Annotated in this window: 27 protein-coding genes and 2 pseudogenes; 8 read left to right on the forward strand and 21 right to left on the reverse strand. The window is 49.7% G+C overall.

Going from position 1 to position 17,700, the window contains the following annotated elements:
* Positions 1-37 precede the first annotated feature (37 nt).
* The 5 genes from Q3A88_RS00140 to Q3A88_RS00160 form a co-directional block, all read right to left on the reverse strand.
* Entirely contained in the window at positions 38-307 is a 270-nt protein-coding gene (locus Q3A88_RS00140; RefSeq protein WP_317177180.1) for a hypothetical protein, read from the reverse strand.
* Between the two features lie 336 nt (positions 308-643).
* A complete protein-coding gene (locus Q3A88_RS00145) occupies positions 644-1,174 on the reverse strand; it encodes a hypothetical protein (RefSeq protein ID WP_317177181.1) in 531 nt (176 codons plus the stop codon).
* 323 nt (positions 1,175-1,497) lie between these two features.
* Positions 1,498-1,818 (reverse strand): MFS transporter, encoded by a 321-nt coding sequence (locus Q3A88_RS00150; RefSeq protein ID WP_317177182.1) that lies wholly within the window; start codon positions 1,816-1,818, stop codon positions 1,498-1,500.
* Positions 1,818-2,411, reverse strand: a complete 594-nt coding sequence (locus Q3A88_RS00155; protein WP_317177183.1) for an N-acetylmuramidase family protein — start codon at positions 2,409-2,411, stop codon at positions 1,818-1,820. The genes Q3A88_RS00150 and Q3A88_RS00155 overlap by 1 nt, the downstream gene beginning before the upstream one ends.
* Before the next feature lie 158 nt (positions 2,412-2,569).
* On the reverse strand, positions 2,570-3,376 hold the full coding sequence (locus tag Q3A88_RS00160) for a TIGR02642 family protein (protein ID WP_317177184.1): 807 nt from the start codon (positions 3,374-3,376) through the stop codon (positions 2,570-2,572).
* Between the two features lie 95 nt (positions 3,377-3,471).
* Here Q3A88_RS00160 and Q3A88_RS00165 point away from each other — a divergent pair, with 95 nt between their 5' ends.
* Together Q3A88_RS00165 and Q3A88_RS00170 are read left to right on the forward strand one after the other, a co-directional pair.
* Positions 3,472-4,113 carry a DUF6338 family protein gene (locus Q3A88_RS00165; protein WP_044202432.1) on the forward strand — a complete coding sequence of 214 codons (642 nt, stop codon included), beginning with the start codon at positions 3,472-3,474 and terminating at the stop codon, positions 4,111-4,113.
* Positions 4,114-4,500: 387 nt separating this feature from the next.
* A complete protein-coding gene (locus tag Q3A88_RS00170) occupies positions 4,501-4,626 on the forward strand; it encodes a hypothetical protein (protein WP_317177185.1) in 126 nt (41 codons plus the stop codon).
* Between the two features lie 94 nt (positions 4,627-4,720).
* On the opposite strand, the gene Q3A88_RS00175 is transcribed toward Q3A88_RS00170, so the two are convergent.
* From Q3A88_RS00175 to Q3A88_RS00250, 16 genes and pseudogenes are all read right to left on the reverse strand, one after another.
* The gene (locus tag Q3A88_RS00175; RefSeq protein WP_317177186.1) at positions 4,721-5,155 is read right to left on the reverse strand and encodes a VRR-NUC domain-containing protein; all 435 of its coding nucleotides are present in this window, start codon (positions 5,153-5,155) and stop codon (positions 4,721-4,723) included.
* Positions 5,148-5,480, reverse strand: coding sequence for a DUF1364 domain-containing protein (locus tag Q3A88_RS00180; RefSeq protein ID WP_317177187.1), 333 nt, complete (start codon positions 5,478-5,480; stop codon positions 5,148-5,150). Before Q3A88_RS00180 ends, Q3A88_RS00175 begins: the two co-directional genes overlap by 8 nt.
* A complete protein-coding gene (locus Q3A88_RS00185; RefSeq protein WP_317177188.1) occupies positions 5,473-5,940 on the reverse strand; it encodes a hypothetical protein in 468 nt (155 codons plus the stop codon). Before Q3A88_RS00185 ends, Q3A88_RS00180 begins: the two co-directional genes overlap by 8 nt.
* A gap of 10 nt (positions 5,941-5,950) precedes the next feature.
* On the reverse strand, positions 5,951-6,598 hold the full coding sequence (locus tag Q3A88_RS00190) for a DUF1367 family protein (protein WP_317177189.1): 648 nt from the start codon (positions 6,596-6,598) through the stop codon (positions 5,951-5,953).
* Positions 6,595-6,975, reverse strand: coding sequence for an HNH endonuclease (locus Q3A88_RS00195; RefSeq protein WP_317177190.1), 381 nt, complete (start codon positions 6,973-6,975; stop codon positions 6,595-6,597). Before Q3A88_RS00195 ends, Q3A88_RS00190 begins: the two co-directional genes overlap by 4 nt.
* A complete protein-coding gene (locus tag Q3A88_RS00200; protein WP_044202416.1) occupies positions 6,972-8,879 on the reverse strand; it encodes a DNA cytosine methyltransferase in 1,908 nt (635 codons plus the stop codon). Before Q3A88_RS00200 ends, Q3A88_RS00195 begins: the two co-directional genes overlap by 4 nt.
* The gene (locus Q3A88_RS00205; protein ID WP_235814412.1) at positions 8,876-9,742 is read right to left on the reverse strand and encodes a phage N-6-adenine-methyltransferase; all 867 of its coding nucleotides are present in this window, start codon (positions 9,740-9,742) and stop codon (positions 8,876-8,878) included. Before Q3A88_RS00205 ends, Q3A88_RS00200 begins: the two co-directional genes overlap by 4 nt.
* Positions 9,743-10,216: 474 nt before the next feature.
* Positions 10,217-10,648: pseudogene (locus tag Q3A88_RS00210) on the reverse strand (phosphoadenosine phosphosulfate reductase family protein); the annotation flags it as partial.
* Positions 10,645-10,881: a DNA translocase FtsK gene (locus tag Q3A88_RS00215; protein WP_317177277.1), complete on the reverse strand. Its 237-nt coding sequence runs from the start codon at positions 10,879-10,881 to the stop codon at positions 10,645-10,647. The pseudogene Q3A88_RS00210 and the gene Q3A88_RS00215, both read right to left, overlap by 4 nt.
* Positions 10,873-11,778 (reverse strand): annotated as a pseudogene (rdgC, locus tag Q3A88_RS00220) (recombination-associated protein RdgC); the annotation flags it as partial. The pseudogene rdgC and the gene Q3A88_RS00215, both read right to left, overlap by 9 nt.
* Positions 11,775-12,593 (reverse strand): hypothetical protein, encoded by an 819-nt coding sequence (locus tag Q3A88_RS00225; protein WP_249663802.1) that lies wholly within the window; start codon positions 12,591-12,593, stop codon positions 11,775-11,777. The pseudogene rdgC and the gene Q3A88_RS00225, both read right to left, overlap by 4 nt.
* Positions 12,580-13,506 carry a helix-turn-helix domain-containing protein gene (locus Q3A88_RS00230; protein WP_317177191.1) on the reverse strand — a complete coding sequence of 309 codons (927 nt, stop codon included), beginning with the start codon at positions 13,504-13,506 and terminating at the stop codon, positions 12,580-12,582. Before Q3A88_RS00230 ends, Q3A88_RS00225 begins: the two co-directional genes overlap by 14 nt.
* The gene (locus tag Q3A88_RS00235) at positions 13,503-13,676 is read right to left on the reverse strand and encodes a DUF4222 domain-containing protein (protein ID WP_317177192.1); all 174 of its coding nucleotides are present in this window, start codon (positions 13,674-13,676) and stop codon (positions 13,503-13,505) included. Before Q3A88_RS00235 ends, Q3A88_RS00230 begins: the two co-directional genes overlap by 4 nt.
* Positions 13,654-13,845 (reverse strand): hypothetical protein, encoded by a 192-nt coding sequence (locus Q3A88_RS00240; RefSeq protein ID WP_317177193.1) that lies wholly within the window; start codon positions 13,843-13,845, stop codon positions 13,654-13,656. Before Q3A88_RS00240 ends, Q3A88_RS00235 begins: the two co-directional genes overlap by 23 nt.
* Positions 13,842-14,198: a hypothetical protein gene (locus tag Q3A88_RS00245; RefSeq protein ID WP_211026820.1), complete on the reverse strand. Its 357-nt coding sequence runs from the start codon at positions 14,196-14,198 to the stop codon at positions 13,842-13,844. Before Q3A88_RS00245 ends, Q3A88_RS00240 begins: the two co-directional genes overlap by 4 nt.
* Before the next feature lie 19 nt (positions 14,199-14,217).
* A complete protein-coding gene (locus Q3A88_RS00250; protein ID WP_052510450.1) occupies positions 14,218-14,484 on the reverse strand; it encodes a hypothetical protein in 267 nt (88 codons plus the stop codon).
* Between the two features lie 105 nt (positions 14,485-14,589).
* On the opposite strand from Q3A88_RS00250, the gene Q3A88_RS00255 reads away from it, so the two are divergent.
* The 6 genes from Q3A88_RS00255 (at position 14,590) to Q3A88_RS00280 (ending at position 17,688) form a co-directional block, all read left to right on the forward strand.
* Complete coding sequence (locus Q3A88_RS00255) at positions 14,590-15,267, forward strand: LexA family protein (protein WP_044202401.1); 678 nt, start codon at positions 14,590-14,592, stop codon at positions 15,265-15,267.
* Between the two features lie 55 nt (positions 15,268-15,322).
* On the forward strand, positions 15,323-15,610 hold the full coding sequence (locus Q3A88_RS00260) for a hypothetical protein (RefSeq protein ID WP_155277993.1): 288 nt from the start codon (positions 15,323-15,325) through the stop codon (positions 15,608-15,610).
* Between the two features lie 726 nt (positions 15,611-16,336).
* Positions 16,337-16,606, forward strand: a complete 270-nt coding sequence (locus tag Q3A88_RS00265; RefSeq protein WP_317177194.1) for a hypothetical protein — start codon at positions 16,337-16,339, stop codon at positions 16,604-16,606.
* Positions 16,607-16,731: 125 nt separating this feature from the next.
* Positions 16,732-16,992, forward strand: a complete 261-nt coding sequence (locus Q3A88_RS00270) for a KTSC domain-containing protein (protein ID WP_317177195.1) — start codon at positions 16,732-16,734, stop codon at positions 16,990-16,992.
* 75 nt (positions 16,993-17,067) lie between these two features.
* Positions 17,068-17,403 (forward strand): hypothetical protein, encoded by a 336-nt coding sequence (locus tag Q3A88_RS00275; RefSeq protein WP_317177196.1) that lies wholly within the window; start codon positions 17,068-17,070, stop codon positions 17,401-17,403.
* A 138-nt stretch (positions 17,404-17,541) separates the two neighbouring features.
* Positions 17,542-17,688 carry a hypothetical protein gene (locus Q3A88_RS00280; protein ID WP_317177197.1) on the forward strand — a complete coding sequence of 49 codons (147 nt, stop codon included), beginning with the start codon at positions 17,542-17,544 and terminating at the stop codon, positions 17,686-17,688.
* The last annotated feature ends 12 nt before the right edge of the window (positions 17,689-17,700 follow it).

A 17,700-nucleotide genomic window follows, 5' to 3' on the forward strand; every position in this document is an offset into this window, starting at 1 on the left:
ATGTACAGGCTCAGAGGTGGCCGATATTTTATAACCATCAAAGGGATATTTTGTTCTCGTATAGAAAATCAACGATAACACTAAATTTACTTGAATATTTCTCAGCTAGTTCGTCTAGCCTGTTTTTATGTACCTTACCCTTCTGGTGATCAATGATATATAGATATACATCCTTTCGTTCAATCATTGCGTCATTCAGTTTTATTACGGCATAAACTGCCTTGTAAAACCTTTCACTATCCTTTGGATGTCCAGTATCCCACGTACCAACTCTTAACCATGCGTCAAGGGGGGATAAGTCAGTCATGACAACTCCTCACTTCAAAATGATGGGGTTTTATTTTATCAGATGAAGTCTGTTAAGAGTCACTTCGCTCCCCCATACTTGTAACGCTCGGATATACTCATGCAGATAAATCACCTTCAGCCGATCGTCTTTTATTTCGGCTTCGTTCGGCTGTATTTGTGTGTGCCGCATTTTTCACAGAGGACTTCATAGCGATGCCAATTTCTACCGATAATCTCATCACCGTACAGGGTGCGGTACAGCTTGTAATTATGTCGGCAAAATAATCGTTTGATGAATTTCATGCTCATTCCTTTATTTCAAGCACTGCTCACGGACGCATTGCCACGTCAGCGGTTACGGCAAAGATTCGGTTTCGCGTATCCCCGCCAGTTGCCCATTAGCCTGCTCAATCACCGCCAGCAACGGATCAATCCAATACACCGCCTGCCCATACGTTAGTCTGCACTCGGCGGCAGCGGCACCAGTACCGGCTGTGTTAGTTCCGCTGGCAACGGTGTGCATTGCGCTGGCACGTAGACTGTGCGCGTAGTCGAGCAACCCAACAGCGACATCATCAGGCACGCACTCACGACTAGCAGGATGATGTTTGATAATTGTCCGGTAAATAATCTGTTTTTCATCGGATTTACCCTTGATAGTGATGGCATACTGATTCGCCTGCCTGGCGATTTCATTGTAGCGATGGAACTGAAGTGACTGCCCGGCGATAATAGCTTGCTGGCTTGTATTGATATCTTCCGATTGCTGCTTATCCCGCTGCGCAATATCCGCATCCCACCGCAATCCCTGCGCATACCAACCCGTGCCGAACGCAGCAGCCAACCCGCCGCATAACAGCAGCGCTTTCATTTTCGTGGTTAACATGGTTTCTCTGTTAAAAAGTGAGAGGATTGATGAGGGTGAGGAATTCAGATTTCACGTAGCGTCGCCAAAACAGCTCAAAAAAGACTAATTTTTAGACAGATTAAGCTGTTTTAGGACAAAGTGCCGAATTCCTATCATCGCAATACATAGCAAAATAATGCTATCGGCCTGTCTATCTGACCCACTTCCACCAATCAGCGCCCCCATGCACGAAATAGAAAGTGCCGAATACATTAGTTTGCCGATTACCCCATCTTTAACGTGGTCACTGAACACGCACCACCCAGCCCACAGAAGAATGGTGACGTAGGCGATGGTGAAAATCATTGGGCACCTCCACCAAACCGGGATCGGATAAGCCCCCACAGATCGGCGGCTTCAATTGCCTTGATAACGGCAGCAATCAGCGAACCGCCGAATGCCCCCAGAAGAAAACCAATCCCGCCAGCCGACGACGGGTTGATATTGAAATAGTCTCCAACAATTCCCGTCAGGTAGTGAGCGCAGGCGCTACCTGTGAAAACGAAGATCGCAATCCCGCGCGCCGTTCTCAGGTCGCTTTGAAACGGTACAGATATCAGCGCGCCAATCAGCCCAGCGACCGCCCATTGAAATTGCTCCCACTGTCGGGACAACCATTCCATTACGCTGCCCCTTGGTATTTGGTATACGCGTTCTCAAGCTTGGTGTCATAGCGGTTTTTGGCATACGCAGGGCCGTTGTAAATTCGGGCGAAGGTTGCCCAATCACGATTTTGCAGCGCCGACAGCAGTTTGTTATCAGCTTTAATAAAGCGCACGAACGTATCAAGCTGACCGGCTGCTGTGTATTGGGCGTTAATGAAGGCCTGTAATGTTGGGTAGCCGCAGGTTTTCCAGTGGTAGCCCATTATCTGGAATGCTCCCCACGATGCAGATTGCAACGCGCAGCCGCGATCAATGATACTGGCAGCCCGATCCATGTCTTTATCTTCTTTATCAGTGGACTGATAGCTACCAGGCTTACGCGCCACCAGATCAGGATGTTTCGCTAATTCAGCATTTGCCCGAGCACCGCCAAAATGTTTCGTTAACTGCTGGTACATGACGTGCGGCTCATACTGCACTTTTACACGGCCATCTGATAGGAAACCACTGCCATTGCTTTCAACTTCAGTAACTGCTTTAACCGTAGCAACCGGAACCCCCAAACCACTCGCGGCGACTCGGTAATCTAAAAGGGTGAGAATTTTGGACATAACATGCTCTATGTGCAGGAAATAAAAAAGCCTGCTGGGCGAACCATGCAGGCTTGAGGACTGACCAATAAAAAACCGGAGCAGCTTTTTAAGGCATACTCCGGTATCTTTCGCGAATTTAGCGCGTATCTGATGCGGGGTCAATCTGACACATGCTATTAATCAATTTCGTTATGAATTCTCTCATTAAGAACGCTAACTGCCTGAGACTCTTCAACATACAACCAGCGCATGCAGCGTTTAACCAGATCCAGATATTGCGGCCATTCACCAGCAGACATCACAGCCCCTATGATAGCCAGTGATTTACGCAAGTGCTCAAACGTCGCCGCAATATGCCCGTTGCCGCCACATTCATTACACACGGCAATGGCTGGGCGTAGCGTTTTCCCCGTTCCGTTACAGCGCGGGCAGACATTCAATTGCGCCGCCTGGTACTCCGACCATTCCCGTAGCGCTTTACGCTCATGACCAATTCGCTCATTTAGCTCGGCGATTTCTATCCCCGCGCTGATGTAATCGGCGTAGCTCACCCTCTCGCGGCAGCGCTGTCTTTCAAGTTGCTTTATCTCTAAACGCAATGCATCAGTATTCTTGCGCGACTGCCCCGCTTTAGCGCCGTATCTGCGGAGCAGTCCAGCGATATGATCGATTTGCGCAGGAAGATTGCGCTCAAGCACCATACTTAGCGCCAACTGACAGGCAGGGTCTGAGTGCACAAGGTGCGTTCGAGAATTTACCCAGTCAGATATCGCCGCTCGAATACGTTGTTCTGCTTGGCTATCGTGGCGGTATTTTGCCATTAGCAAATCAAAGCCAACGGAATGGCGGTGCTGAGTGGTGGCAAATGCTGCCAATATTTGCTCTTTGGAGAGAACTGCACGCCCGCGCCCCACATTCAATGATTCAATGCTCATACAGCGCGGATCGTGCATCTTGATAAGTTGCTCTATTGCTATGGTCATTTGGTCAGTCCTGATATAATCAAAAATAGATTGTACTAATAGCCTCCTACATAGCAATAACCCATAAAAATGATGTAATAAACACAGGGAATCGCATGGAATCAATTAGCAGTGAAATATTTACCATATTAAAATATCTATTACCTGGTTTTGTGAGTGCGTGGATTTTTCATTCTTTTACGTCTTATCCCAAGCAAACGCAGTTTGAGAGAATTGTCCAAGCACTAATATTCACTGCATTCATTCAAGGGGCCGTCATTGCGGTTAAGGCCTTATTGATTTGGGCCAAACAATATACTGGCTCTATTTTTGGTAGTTGGACAACAACTGCTGACTTTTACTGGTCGTATGCTTGTGCGGTAGTAATTGGATTTCTTTTTAGTACGCTAGCTAATAGTGACCGATTTCATAGTGTTTTAAGAACACTAAGGATGACTAAAGAGACCTCATACCACTGCGAGTGGTATGGGACCTTTAAAGAAAATGAAAATTATGTAATTCTGCATTTAAAAGATGAAAGGCGTATTTTTGGTTGGCCGACTGAATGGCCCTCAGACCCAGCCAAAGGGCATGTTATACTTCTTAATCCTAGTTGGGTGACTGAAGATGGCTACCAAGATATGCCGACAGTAAAGTTGTTTATGATCAGCGTCACTGATATCAAGTGGGTTGAATTTCTCCAAGAACAACCAGAGGTTTTATATGTCGAGGAAAGAACCGACACCACCACCGTATAATAATATGGGCAATCCGTTCCCAGCAGGTGAGGGAAGAACACCCCCACCCTCGACTGCAAAAAGACCAACGCCACCTCCCGTTCCACCTAAACCAAAAAAGTGAGTAGCTAAAATGAGTAACACTCCAAAATCAGATAGCCCGACTGACGTGTTAAAGCATGGACGAAATCCGCCTCCGCCAGTCAATACAAGACCTATCATACCGCCCACTCCGCCGAAAAAAACCAACAGTTAGATAACATAATATGAGCAGTGATAAACAACCAGTACCTCAAATGATTCCCCCAAAAGATGACTCTACACGCATTGGCAGGAATCTCCCTCCACCAACAAATGTAAGGCCAGCGCCGCCACCAGCGCCACCAAAAAAATAAAAGGAAAATACTCATGACAGAAAAATCACAAGAGAGGCGAGGCAAATGGATAAATTTACAAGAAGGTAAAAATCCACCGCCACCAAAACAAATATCTAAGCCGACACCACCCCCATCACCACCGTCACAAAAAAAATGAAATAAGCAAACCCAGTTAGTTCTGGGTTTGATGAATTGTCTTGTAGAACATGTCCCTATATACAAAGAATTTTAGGGATTATTCTGACATCAGGTCATAGGTAATTAGCTATATTTTCAACTACCTGCTCAAAACCAAAACAACAAACGGCCCGATAACCAGCATCTTCCAGCCGATTAAGCCAAACCTCTTGCTGCACAGATAACTTGCCTCCCCTAGCTTTCATCTCAATCCATAAACCCGCATACCCGCCCCGAGGCAACGCCAGAAACAGATCTGGCACACCAGCACGAACACCAAGCCGCTTTGCATCACGCGCCGCCTTCGGCCCACGTTTTCCCTCATTTGGGATATGCAGCAGATAATCCCCAATCTTGATACCATCAATCACGGTCTTATCTGCCCACTCAATTAACGCGGCTTGCTCTTCCAGCTCAGCCTGGTGGGGGACTTTGCGCACAGAGCCGCCGCATACTTCCAATTTTGCCTGGCTACCGACGGCAGATAGAGCATCAATAGCGTTACGCAAACTTACCGCCTTTCTCAGCCAGCAACTCTCCCTCAAACCAGGTGCGCCATGTCGCATGCAGTGCGGCCAGATACGTTTCCTCTTTTTCACCCGGCCGCCAGTCATACGGCATGCGCCCATCAATCACGTCATGACATGCCGAGCAGCCGAACACCGCATAGAAGTCATCCGACTTATAGGCCATACCATGTGTCAAGCTAGGCAGATGACACAGTACCGTCGTTTCGCGGTTAAAGTTGCAGATGCCTGAGATCTGCAACGTACACACCTGACCACGTGCGGAATCACGGAGGGATTTAGACCGATAAGCCGGAGATTTACGCATTGGTTTTGCCTTTGATCGCTTTGATATCACCAACGCGCTTCAGCACAAACTGAAATTCCTGATTCGCTGTATGGATCTGCCCATTGATATCATTGAGGCGGTTTTGAGCGTTTCGCATCCGGCCTTTGCAATTAGCTTCCTCACGCTTCAGGTTCGCCAGTCCTTCTCTGTGCGACTTTATCTCACTCCGTAAACCCGTTAACTCCCACTCGATACGGGTTTCTTTCTTCGCCAAAGCCAGCAGGTGATCAAACGGATCCAGTACAGCGCTACACAAACGACATTTCACCGAGCGTTCGTGCTCAGAAACCATCACCCGCTCATGGCGACACGTTCGCCCTTCTGGCTTCGGCGCTTCAACAAAATTCCGCATTTCCTTAATATCAGCATTATCATCAAAGCGCTTCGTAAACTGCAAAACGTTGTCGCTATCGTCTGGAAAATCCACATTATCGGTCATTGGTCAGTCCTCAAAAATTCATCAACTGGTTAACAGCGTTCTCCATTTCGGCTTCATCAGCAAAATACTGGCTCAACGTCTCATTCCAGATCACGCCAAATACGCCGCGATACACCTTGTCGAATTTCTCTTGCCCCATATTGACGAATGCAATGCTCCAGCGCTGTTTAAGCGTGCCACCATCAGGGTTAGGTGCCAGATCATAGAATCCGGCCTTTACCATGACGTGATTCAGGTAAGCATCTTTGGTTTTAACTGCCTCTGGATCAAAACGGCGCTTAAGCTGTGCAGTTAGCCGCTCCAGAACTCTTTCAGCAATAATCCTCGTAACGTTGTCATACAAAGAAGGATCCCCCGCCTCCTGAGCGACTTCTTTAGAAACCTCATGAGCTATCCATTTCTCCCGATCACTGACAAACGACCACGCAGGTTCCCAATACGAAAACCCCAGATCCAGCAACGCCCAGAATTTACGGTGATGCTTGATATTGCGCCGGTCGCCGATAGGTGTGAGCGAGATCGGAGTGCCGATTGGCACTCCTTTCATTACGTCACGATCATGATCGGTACAATATTTGATACCGCCACCAGGCAGCAGAACGCCCAGCGCTTCGGTTTTGTGCTTCTTAGGTGATTTGGTACGGATAGCGGTTGTCATGCGGACACCTCCCCAGCGTTATATTTTTCGAACCAAAACACAACAGGGTTACCAGTCGGTTTTACGAGTCCAAACGCCTCAGCGGTTCTATAGCTACGGGACGCCCTGCGGGCAACATCAACTTGCATAGCAATCCGCTCTCTGAACAACTCAACAGGGCAGCTCGATTTATACAAATTGCATGGGATACAGGCTGGATAAAGGTTTTCTAACGTGTTGTTTTCAGGCCTTTCCATTGCATAGTTTTTGCTGATATTCCTCAAGACTGGTTCAACATGATCAACATGGAAGCGTTTTGTTAACGGTTCTCCACAATAGGCACATCGCCCACCAAACTTAAGGCGCACGGCTTCTCGCTGTCCTTTTGTGAGATTCACGCTGCCACCTCTTCACGCTCGGCGCACATTTCTGGCAGATTTGCACGCACCAGCGCTTCGGCAAACTGCGGCGGCACAGCGTTACCACACCGTGCAACCTGGGCTGTTTTCGTATGCAGCACGCCTCGGTAATCCATATCAATGACGTACCATTTGGGAAACCCTTGGGCGGCGTACAACTCTGGTGGCTGGAGCATGCGCAGTGTAATGTCCACTAACACCCACCAGGTGCCACGGTAGGCCATTAGCACTATTTCGGCATGATCGGCAAAGCGCTCAGGAAGATGCTGATTAAGTAATGTCGCGCAGCGCCGCGCTTTTTCAAGCAACTCCGATGACAGACAATCCGCGGGAACCTTTACAACACGAACAACACCAATCCTATCTTTCGTCGTTATGGTGTGCATTGGCTCGTTTACGGACTGTCCGCGATCTCCTGTTCCGTAGTACTTGACCGCATAGGCCGTCACCAGGCGTTGATTACTACCCGCGGCAGTGAGCGTAGACATCGGTATGTCGGCCGCATGGCCGTCGCCGTCGTAGAAACCGCCGTTAGCTTGCTCAAATAGCGCAGTTGTTAGAGCGCTTGGCGCAGCACTGGCCGTGATAGTGTTCAGTGGCATTTCAAGCGAACGAATACCATTACTCCAGCGGCGCGCGCCCGTTCCGCACGATTCACCATGTCCCATATCGACCAAGCTCGCGGCAATCAGCGCATGGTGCGCGCCACTAGCTGTTACTGTTGATAATGGGCGTTCTATGCTGTGCCCAAAAAGCTGGTACTCATTCGTTCCACGCAGAGGAATCATCGTCGGTGCCACGATAGAAAAATGACCGCCTTTGACCTGAGCACAGAGCGTCCGCATGGGCTCATCAATAGGCATCGTGCGTTGGTTGCTCGCATTCGCGTGCTCGTTGATGAATGGTGTTAATACTGGCGTGCCAAGCATGTGGTGTCCGCCAGTCGTGACGGTTGGTAGCGGTTCGTCAATTCCTACCCCCGGATGTCCTGTCGTGTTCGTGACAATGAACGGCTCAGCATTTGTTAGGACATGACGCCACAGCCCTTTGGCTACTCTACGCAACGTGTTTACGGCCAATGGCTTTTTACGTTCAAAAATCGATGTAGACGCGATTGACCAGTCAATACAGTCCGCCGCCGTCCGCCATGGTCGCAGTTGCCCCGCTTGAACTTCCCGAGATTTCGGATCACCGTGGGTAGGTTTAGGCCAAACGATAGGCTGGCCATCGCAGCGAATCACCATAAAAAATCGTTTCCGGCGCTGCGGCGTACCGTAATTATCAGATCGTAATTCTCGGTGATCTACGTTATACCCCAACCCACGAACCAACCGCTGCGCTGGCTGACTATCAAGAGTAATGCCCAGAAATTCACAACATTCCGCTAACGCTGGATGATCAGTCGCTACACCATCCGACAGCATTCCGACGAATGCCGCGAACGTTTCCCCTGATCGCGCAGGGTCTGGCTGACGTGTGCCGTCAGCATCAATCAGTAGCGGTCCCCATGTTTTAAATTCGACCACATTTTCTAACAGAATCAAGCGCGGACGAGTTGCCAGCGCCCACCTCACAACGATCCATGCTAAGCCACGAATCTCTTTTTTCACTGGTGCGCTACCACGCGCCTTAGAGAAATGAGTGCAATCAGGGCTAAACCACGCAAGCCCAACCGGACGGCCAGCAGTCGCAGCAACCGGATCAATATCAAAGACGCTCTCGCAGTAATGCAACGTGTCCGGGTGATTGGTGGTGTGCATCGCAATCGCGTTAGGATCATGATTAATCGCAATATCGACACTGCGACCAATCGCCATTTCGATCCCCGTTGAAGCACCGCCGCCACCTGCAAAATTATCGACAACGATTTCCCTGTTTTTCATGCTGCGGCTCCCATGGCTACTGACAATGTTTCTGCGGTCGTGATGATTGCTGAATCCGGTACGCCTTCGAGCTTCAGGCGGTTGATATGACTGCGGAGTTTGTTTTGCAGACCAGCGGGCAGCGTGGTTGCTGTAGAAATCCGTTCGAACAGGAAATTAACTTCCGCAGGCCAGACAGTATTTTCGGTATCAGGAATAGTGATCGGTTGCTGATTGGATAGCAGTCGTGCCGCTGCCATTCCTGATAACCGATCTGCTTCACGCCGGATCTGTGTTAAAAACGCTTCACCCGTCGCCAGCAGCTTTTCCCGCTGAATGTAGCTGATAGCCGGGCCACGCCATTCCTTATCAAACACGGCGATTGCTGCGCCAAAGCCTGCACTGCTGGGGATCTGTTTATCGTCTTTTGGCTTGAACCAGGTGGGAACATCAAAACCAATGCGGCCACGAATGAATGAAACGTGATCAGCGTGCTCCGGCCACCACACTTCGGACGTAGCTGATTTGATGAGAAAGACATAGCGCCCGCCCCGCTCCCGCATTTGAGCCGTGTGAGCCATGATGTGACGCATACCGGTGATGTATTCTCCCTCATGCATTTTCGCTGTGCTGTACGGAGGGTTAGCGAATGCGGCACCGTTCAACTCGGCCAACCGTGCCGCCCAATCCTGCGCCAGCGCGTTATCCTCTGCTGTGTAAAACGCCGGACATTTGCTATTTTCGCCATCGGTAAACAGATCGAGCACCAGCGGCCCGAACATCGCATTGATACCCCAAAACAAAGCATCAGGTGTGCGCCACTGATCACCGACCTTTTTCAGCAGATGAGATGGCTCTTGCTTGTATGCATTAAGGGTCGCGATATATTCGTTTACTGGGACACTCTCAGCCTCATCCAGTGGCAAAATGTCATCATCAAAACCGCATGCAAAGGCTTCGCATGACTCGGTGCATGAACCTGACTCATAACCGCCATTACCTCGAATTGTGGCTGCAATCTCTTCACGGCTTTTGTCTGCATAGAGCGCAATAACCGATTCCAGCGAGTGATTACCTCTGTACATGATTTTATTGGCCTGCTGGCGTCTATCGACAACGCGAACAGAAGGATCTGTAATAAGTTGCCAGAATTCAGCGGCGAGCTGGGGCTCGTCGCGGGCGGCGAGAGCAATTTTATTAATCCCTTTTTCAATGCAAAATACGCAGTTGCCCAGATGTTCAGGTAAGTCCAGATCGAAAGGCTGCTGTTTCCACCAAGCCAGAATGTCTTTTTTCTCCATATCGCTGATATCAGCCAAGTAATGGACACCATCTTTAGGCGTCAACCGCTTAGGTTCATCGATTCGGATACCCAACCATTTTTCATGCTCAGGAAAATGGTCTTTGCAATACCGCTGGAACGGCTCGATCTTCATTGTCCGGGTGCAGAACCGTCCACCGACATAGGGTATGCCGTATTTAGAGCAAGCATCACGGAATGGTTGTAAGTCTGGGCCAATATCATCAACGCTGATGACCTTATAGCTATTCGCTTTACCCAGTTCAGGGTTTATCACAAGGCGGAGGCAAATCAGGTCAATTCCCCAATGCTTCACGATATTACGAATAAACTCATATGTCTTTGGATGCTCGGCACCGGTATCAGTGAATATGTAACGAACATCCTCACCTGCTCTCCGGCGCTGTTCCATTTTGTAAACGAGACGACCTGAAGAACGCCCACCAGAAAAACTTACGGCTTGAACAGGAGGTTGTGGTTTTTCAGTCATTGCACCGCCTCCCCGATCACTGTCCGTGTGCCGTCATGCGTCGGCGCGGAGACTACGCCTTTTTTTTCCATCGCCTCAATCAAATGCGCCGCGCGGTTGTAGCCAATGCGGAAATGGCGCTGAAGTCCTGAAATTGTCGCGCGACCGGATGTCTGTACAAACTGAACCGCATCAGGATAAAGTTTGTCGTCCTGCAAATCGTAGTTCTCAGGCTGAGGCACCACGCGTTTCACTTCACCGCCCAACGCCGCTACCAGCTCACTGATCAGCGTCGAAAGTTCCCCCGTCAGCAACACGAAATCAGCGTCAAAGCGCGCGACCTCATCTGCACGATCGATGTCGTCATTCTGCTCGAGTAAAACATCGGAGAATTTCAGCTTTTTCAGGCTGCCGTCATCGGCCAGCACAAAGCTGATGCGTTCACGCCATTCCAGCGCCAGCTTGGTGACCAGTTTGCCTGCGTCAATATGATTGGTGATTTCATCACTGGTCAGATCCTGATGCTTGCTGCGCAGAATGCCGCCTTCTTCCAGCACGGCTTTCAGCTCAGCTTCTTCCTGCAAGGCAAAACCCGCCGGCGCTTTACCGTTGCGAACCCACTCGGTCAGTGTCAATTCAATTGGCGTTTCCAGCGCCAGCGGCACGACGGGTAGCGATCCCAGCGTTTTACGCAGCAGCGCTAGCGCGTCTTCAGCTTTTTTGCCGCTTGCAGCATCCACGATGATCAGCCCAGCCCCTGCGTTAATCCAGATCTTGGTGGTATGGTATTTACTGAACGCACGCGGCAGGAGGGTTTGGATAACCTCATCTTTCAGCGCGTCTTTCTCGGTTTTCTTCAGACGACGCTGTTGCACGGTTTCCATACTGTCGATTTTGGCTGCCAGCTCACGCGCAATCACTGGCGCAGGCAGGATCTTTTCTTCACGCTGCAACGTGAGGAGAATCTGCCCGTTAGCCCGATGAGACAGCGCATCAAGTGACGGACAAATCGGCGATACCCAGCCCGTTTTCGCTCTGTCCTGGCTGCCGCATGGGGTGAAGGCAAACGGAGCCAGTTTCTCTTCCAGAGAGTCAAACATCACATCGCTATTCAGGCGATAAATCAGTGCATTTTTAAACGTAATACTCATTGGTCAGCCCTTATTGCTTGGTTTTCATCGGTTGTGCTGTGGTCAGCAGCACGGCGTAACTCGTCTTGGTAGCGCTTATCTAATTCCTTGTTTGCTTGTGCTCGTCGTTCCTCCCGTTCATGCCGTTCCTGCGCTTCCCGTTGTTCTTTCTGATCCAGCAATATCCCGGCAAATGCCTGAATTTTTGCCAACATTCCATCCCGTTTTCCTCTGTCCACCTTTGGCGGAGGCAAGCTGACGGGCGCGGATAAATATCGCGTAGCGTCCGGTGCGGGTAGTAATCCTGCATTAACGGCCTGCTCTACAGCGCCTTTCACCTTGTCTTTGTCCCAGCCTTCCGAAACTGTCCACTGCGGCAAGGCACCTGAAGACTGAGCGGTAGCAACCAGACGGTCATAGGCGGCGATAAACGCCATCCGTGCCCCAACGCGATCGCCGTCTTTAAAGCTGGGTTCAGCGATAGTCCACGCTTGCCCGATCTCCGCTGTCCAAATCAGCGTGTTGGCCTCATCCTGTGCAGGCAGCGCGATTGCCCATGCCTCGTTAGCGCTAACCCATGACGGGCGGCCAGTGAGCCGCTGGATGTTGCGAATGATATCGGCGGGCTTTGGTGCATAGCGCCCCTGCTCGGGATCGGTGATCCACTGGCTGAGCGCCTGCCGGATCAGCCCGATATCGAATGAACCGACAGCGTTCCAGTACAGGCGGATCACAGCTTTCGATGAATCCTTGCCGTACACGGCCAGTGTCGCTTTCAGCAGTTCGGCAAATTCACGCTTCTCCGCCAGCTCGGTGCGTTCGTCAGTAGCGACCATCGATATCTCCCCGGTTATCCAGCGCCTGTGCTTCCTCCTGTAGCCACTCTTCGAACACCTGCGCGTTACGGGCTTCAAGCGCCTCCTGCTTGTTCAGCGGTACAACACCGCGCCCAGACTGATTACGGTTCGCCAACCATTCAAACTTCAGCCCCTGCCATCCGGCGGCCATCGCCTCGCCCAATGCCTGATCAACCGTCCAACCAGCGTTAACGGCTTTCGTCAGCTCTTGGCCTAGAATATTCACGACGGTTTGCGTGATCAGGGCGCGTTTGGCTTTACGGTGCTTCACGTAATCCCCCCAGACCTGATCGCTGGGCAATGTCGGGAACGCAGAAAAATCGAATGCAGCCAGTGATGATTTCAGCGCGATTTTTCGCGCGGGCGTACCTTGTGGTTCATGTTTTGAATTTACTTGTGGATCATGTGTTGAATTTACTTGTGGATCGCCTCCAGATTCTGGAGGGTCAAAACTCGCTTTAGCGCCAGATTCTGGAGGGTGAAAACCGTTTGAACCTCCAGATTTCAGAGGGTCAGATTTTGAACCGTCAGATTCTGGAGGGTGAGGATTTGATACCCGTTTAGCCAGTCTGGCCGCTTTAACCTTGGCTATTTCCTGCAAGGCAACTTCTTCCAATCGCTCAGCGTTCAGGTAATACAAATTGGAGGAATTGCGGTTACCTTTACGGCGTCCCTCACGATACAACCAACCCGCTTCTTCCAGCTCGGCCATTGCGCCACGTATGGTGCTTTCCCCTGCCCCTAACTGTCGGGCTATCGTTTCCACGCTGGGATAGCTGATACCGTCGTCATTCGAGTAATCAGCCAAACGCACCATGATCAGAAGTTTTGTATTTTTGATGCCATTGGCGGCACACGCTTCCCATACGTGGCCGGTTAACTTGCTGCTCATTTGACCTCCGTATAATATTTTTGAAATTTCCACAGCGGCTGGCTGCACTCATGCTCATAGCCAGCACGCATAAAAATCACCTGCCTGTTAGCGCGGTCATATCCCGTCACATGCACAATCACGCCGCGCTGATCTCGATAGCGCCGATCAAGAGGCTGAACATGTGTCATGATCGCCTGCCACGTCCATTTCTGCCGGAGGCTGTTGGCGGGAATAAAACGCCTGCGCCATACCGGACAAAGCCCCTGTGATTGCCAAGCGCCGAGTTTCATCCCCGGCGATATCAAGTTTTTTACCGATAATTTCTGCAATCACTTCGATACCTTGCGTTTGATTCATCGTGTCGCTCCTTCCGGCGCTGGCGGTAACCAGTCGGGGATCGGCAGACCTGCGGCCTTAAGTTCAGAATGAACGTGCCCCAGCATTTCAGGGGATTCGGCGAACATAGCCAGAAAGCCACGAATGGCGGCGGTATTAGTTTCAACGGCGGGATTGGATGACATGGCGCCAGCCACGCTTTTGATGGTGGCCGCTTCACTTTCCGTCCAGCGGGTTTTGATCTGGTCTTCCCGCACAACATGGAACGGTAAGCCAGCCTTGCCCACTTTCTTGCGGGAAAGCAATTCCTTGCGAACGCCAGAAGCGATCGCGGCCCCTGCCGTTGGTGCGGCAGGTTGACGTATTGTGGTCATTGGTTAGTCCTTAACGTAATTACTTAACTGGTTTGGTCAGAACCAGGTTTAGGTTTTCGGGGTTACGCCCGTAGTCCATGGGGTTGTAGGTATATGGAATGTCCGTAGACATGTGGCAGAGTAAGGCGACCTTTTCAGGTAATCCTCTCTTCCGATAGGTTTTTATTGCCTCATAAGAGCACTCCAGAGCAGTGGCTGCTTGGTAAGGGCTATCAAAGTGCCTAATAACCTTTTCGGCAGCCTCAATACGCTCTCTGAGGCGTATTGCTTTAACGCTGTTTTCCATGATTCTTCCTATTTATCGCAAAGGTACAGTTATACCGATACAGCAAATTTATACCGAAACTATACCGATAGCAAAGTTTATTTAAGTTGAGTTACTTTTATACCTATGAATAAATATGAAACTCTCGGTGAGCGCTTGTTAGCGCGACGTGAAGAACTTGGCATGACGCAAGAAACGCTTGCAGATAAGGCTGGGGTAACACGAATGGCGATCAGTAAAATTGAGCTTGGTGCTACACAAAAGCCCCGAGCGGATAATCTTTTTGCCTTAGCCAAGGCATTGAAAGTCAATCCAAGCTGGTTAGTCAGCGGCAAGGGAGATAAGGCTCTTTCATCGGGAACAAGCGGCGATCTATCAATAGATAACGCAGCTCCAGTTGACGTTTTAACAAGGGAAGTGCCATTGATTAGTTGGGTACAAGCAGGCTCATTTACTGAAGCATCTCTTCTTCCAAGAGAGGATTACACATACTACCCCTGTCCGGTAAAATGTAGTGAATACTCATTCGCCCTCAAGGTCGAGGGAGAGTCGATGCTTTCAAGATTTGAGCCAGGGGATATCATTTATGTGGATCCCGAGTTGATTGCTCCTCCAAGCGGGAAATTCGTGATTGCTCGTATGGTTGGAAGTACCGAGGCAACTTTCAAGCAGTTACAGGTGATTGAAAATAAGCGCTACCTTAAAGCACTAAATCCAGACTATCCGCCAGAGGCACGATTTTTGAAAATAAATGGTGATTGCGAACTAATCGGTACAGTTATTTGCCATGTTAAACCGGTCTAGCAGTCTACTCATCCTTGCATTAACGTTACTCTCAGTATCACTGCCTTCATGGAGTATGACTGCACATAGTATTTGTGGCAGAAGCTCACTTTGCGATTTCACCGGAGCGGTCATACTTATTCCAGTAATGATCCTAGGCACAATTGCAATTTTTATTGAGATATCAACACTAGGTTTCAAAAAAGCATTCCAAAAAAGAACATTATTCTCAGCCATTAGTGTGTATGTGATTATGATTGGTGGAATGGGACTCGTCTTTGCACTATTTATTGAAACAAGCAAATTTCTTGCCTTTGTTGCATCTATAGGTTGGTTGTACTTCTTTTCAAAAAAAATAAAGTAACGAATTAATCAACGTCGGAATCAAGCAGCCTATGGCTGCTTTTTTTGTTTTAAAATCAATGAAAAAACATAAATTACCGAAATTATACCGAAATTGCTATTGCAAAAGTACCGGTATAGTTATACCTTTTTAAACATCCCAAGCGGGTACGCTCTTTAAAAATCAGGTTAAGTTGCACATTCCTACGGTCTGCATGTACCGGTGCGACGGCTACGGCTAAACATGAGCGTTACCAACATTGGAGGATACCAAGATGAAGTAATAGAGCGGATAGGCCGCGGCAAGTAGTGCCAATGCAGCAGTAATGATGCTGCCCCGAGTCTCCACGTAGAGAGCCAGCTTCGCATCTGGTTAGGGTTAATGAATAAAAGTAGCGCCGGGGAAGCATCAGGAAAGCCAATCCTGAACTGGTTATGGGCGGCCATAGGGCGGCGTACGACTCAAGGGCATGAGCGCGGCCACTGCGAGAGTGTGGCTGGTTTTCTTTGGGGTGTGGTGAATGCGTAGGCTGATACGCGGGCGTAACGGGCCCAGTGGTTGCTGGAAAAGACAGGCTGTAAGACAAGTTGTGTAAATACCCGGTAAGCCGTAGCAACCAACAAAGCAGGTGAAAATATTAACGTTTATCCCGTTTCGGCGGTGGCGACTAACACCTGAATAGACAAGCTGGAGATCAGTACCAGCTACCACACCAACCAAAGCAAACCAAGAAATAAGGACTGACCAATGACCAAGCCACGTAAAAAACGCCGTACCGCAAATGCTCGTCAGTGCGTAGAGAACCTTCAACGCATTACCCAGCGTAAAAGTGACCGCGTAACAAAAGCACTAACAGCGATAGTTTGCCGCGAACCAATGCCAGCCCCTACCCAACCGCAAAAGCTGCGTTCAGCTAAAGCCAACGACGGTAGCGATCCAGATCGTTACGTTGGCTACTCAGCGGTCGGTCGCCAGAAAATGCGTGGCAGCAGCAAAATTCCACGCGGAGTTTACTAAATACCTAAATCAAGCTCACTTCGGTGGGCTTTTTTTTCGCCTGAAAAGCGAGTTTTACGCCTCACCAGGGCAACCACGGCCACCTTCGGGTGGCTTTTTTATTTCTTTCGATTAAGGACTCACCAATGACCATCAACATGACTCCCGTTAAATCATCCCAGATCCACAGTATCGGTCACGATCCAGTGACTGGCACGCTGGCTATTCGTTTCAACGGGCGCGATAACGCACCGGGCAACCTGTACCACTACAACAACGTAAGCGCCGACGATTTCGCCGCGTTCTCCGGTGCTGATTCAGTTGGCAGCCACTTCTATCGCAACATCAAGCCTCACACCGACCGTTTCCCCTATCAGCGCATCAATGAGGAAAAGACCGAAGAGTAACTAAGTAGGCTTTCACCATGCGCCCACTCATACGGGGCGCATGAGTAAGTTTATTGGCAAAAAGCGAGGTTTCCGATGAACGAATACAACTACCAACGAATGCGGGAGGAGCGGCTTGAACGGTATGAGCGCAAGTTACATACCAGCCCTGTAGAAAAGGCGGTACTGGAAGAACGCATTGAATTACTGCGCCAAAACGGAAATTTTACCGATCTCCTGAAACAACTCATCGTATCAGGGTGCGTTTCTGGCATTGAGAAGCGGCCAATTCTTCGATTAATCGAATCACCAGAAATGGCTGAATGTTTGGAGGAATTTCAGGAAAAGTTGTTTTTCATGACGGTAGCCACTGAACGCATCAGCGAGCTCGATGCTGAAGAGAACAGCGTACCTGATGAATTTCTCTGGTAACCCAGAAAGAGAAAAGCCCCAGTTTGCACTGGGGCTATCCCGGTCAACAGCGACCAAACCGTTGACCATAAGGACTGACCAATGACCATAGTCATCAGCAGTTGATCGGGGACCAACCCGATCGCTAAGGAGCATATCATGCCCTCCACCTCCGTTAAACATATCCAGTACCGCCATCGCGTCGGTAGCCACAATATTCACCAAAATCCACAGCAGAAAAACGGCCTGATATTCCTGATCGTCGTCATCGCGACCGCGTTTTCTGTTTTGTCGTTAATTATGTAATAAGGACTGACC

It is taken from the genome of Pectobacterium sp. HCp5_1 (assembly GCF_032905925.1).
GTDB classification, from domain to species: domain Bacteria; phylum Pseudomonadota; class Gammaproteobacteria; order Enterobacterales; family Enterobacteriaceae; genus Pectobacterium; species Pectobacterium brasiliense_A.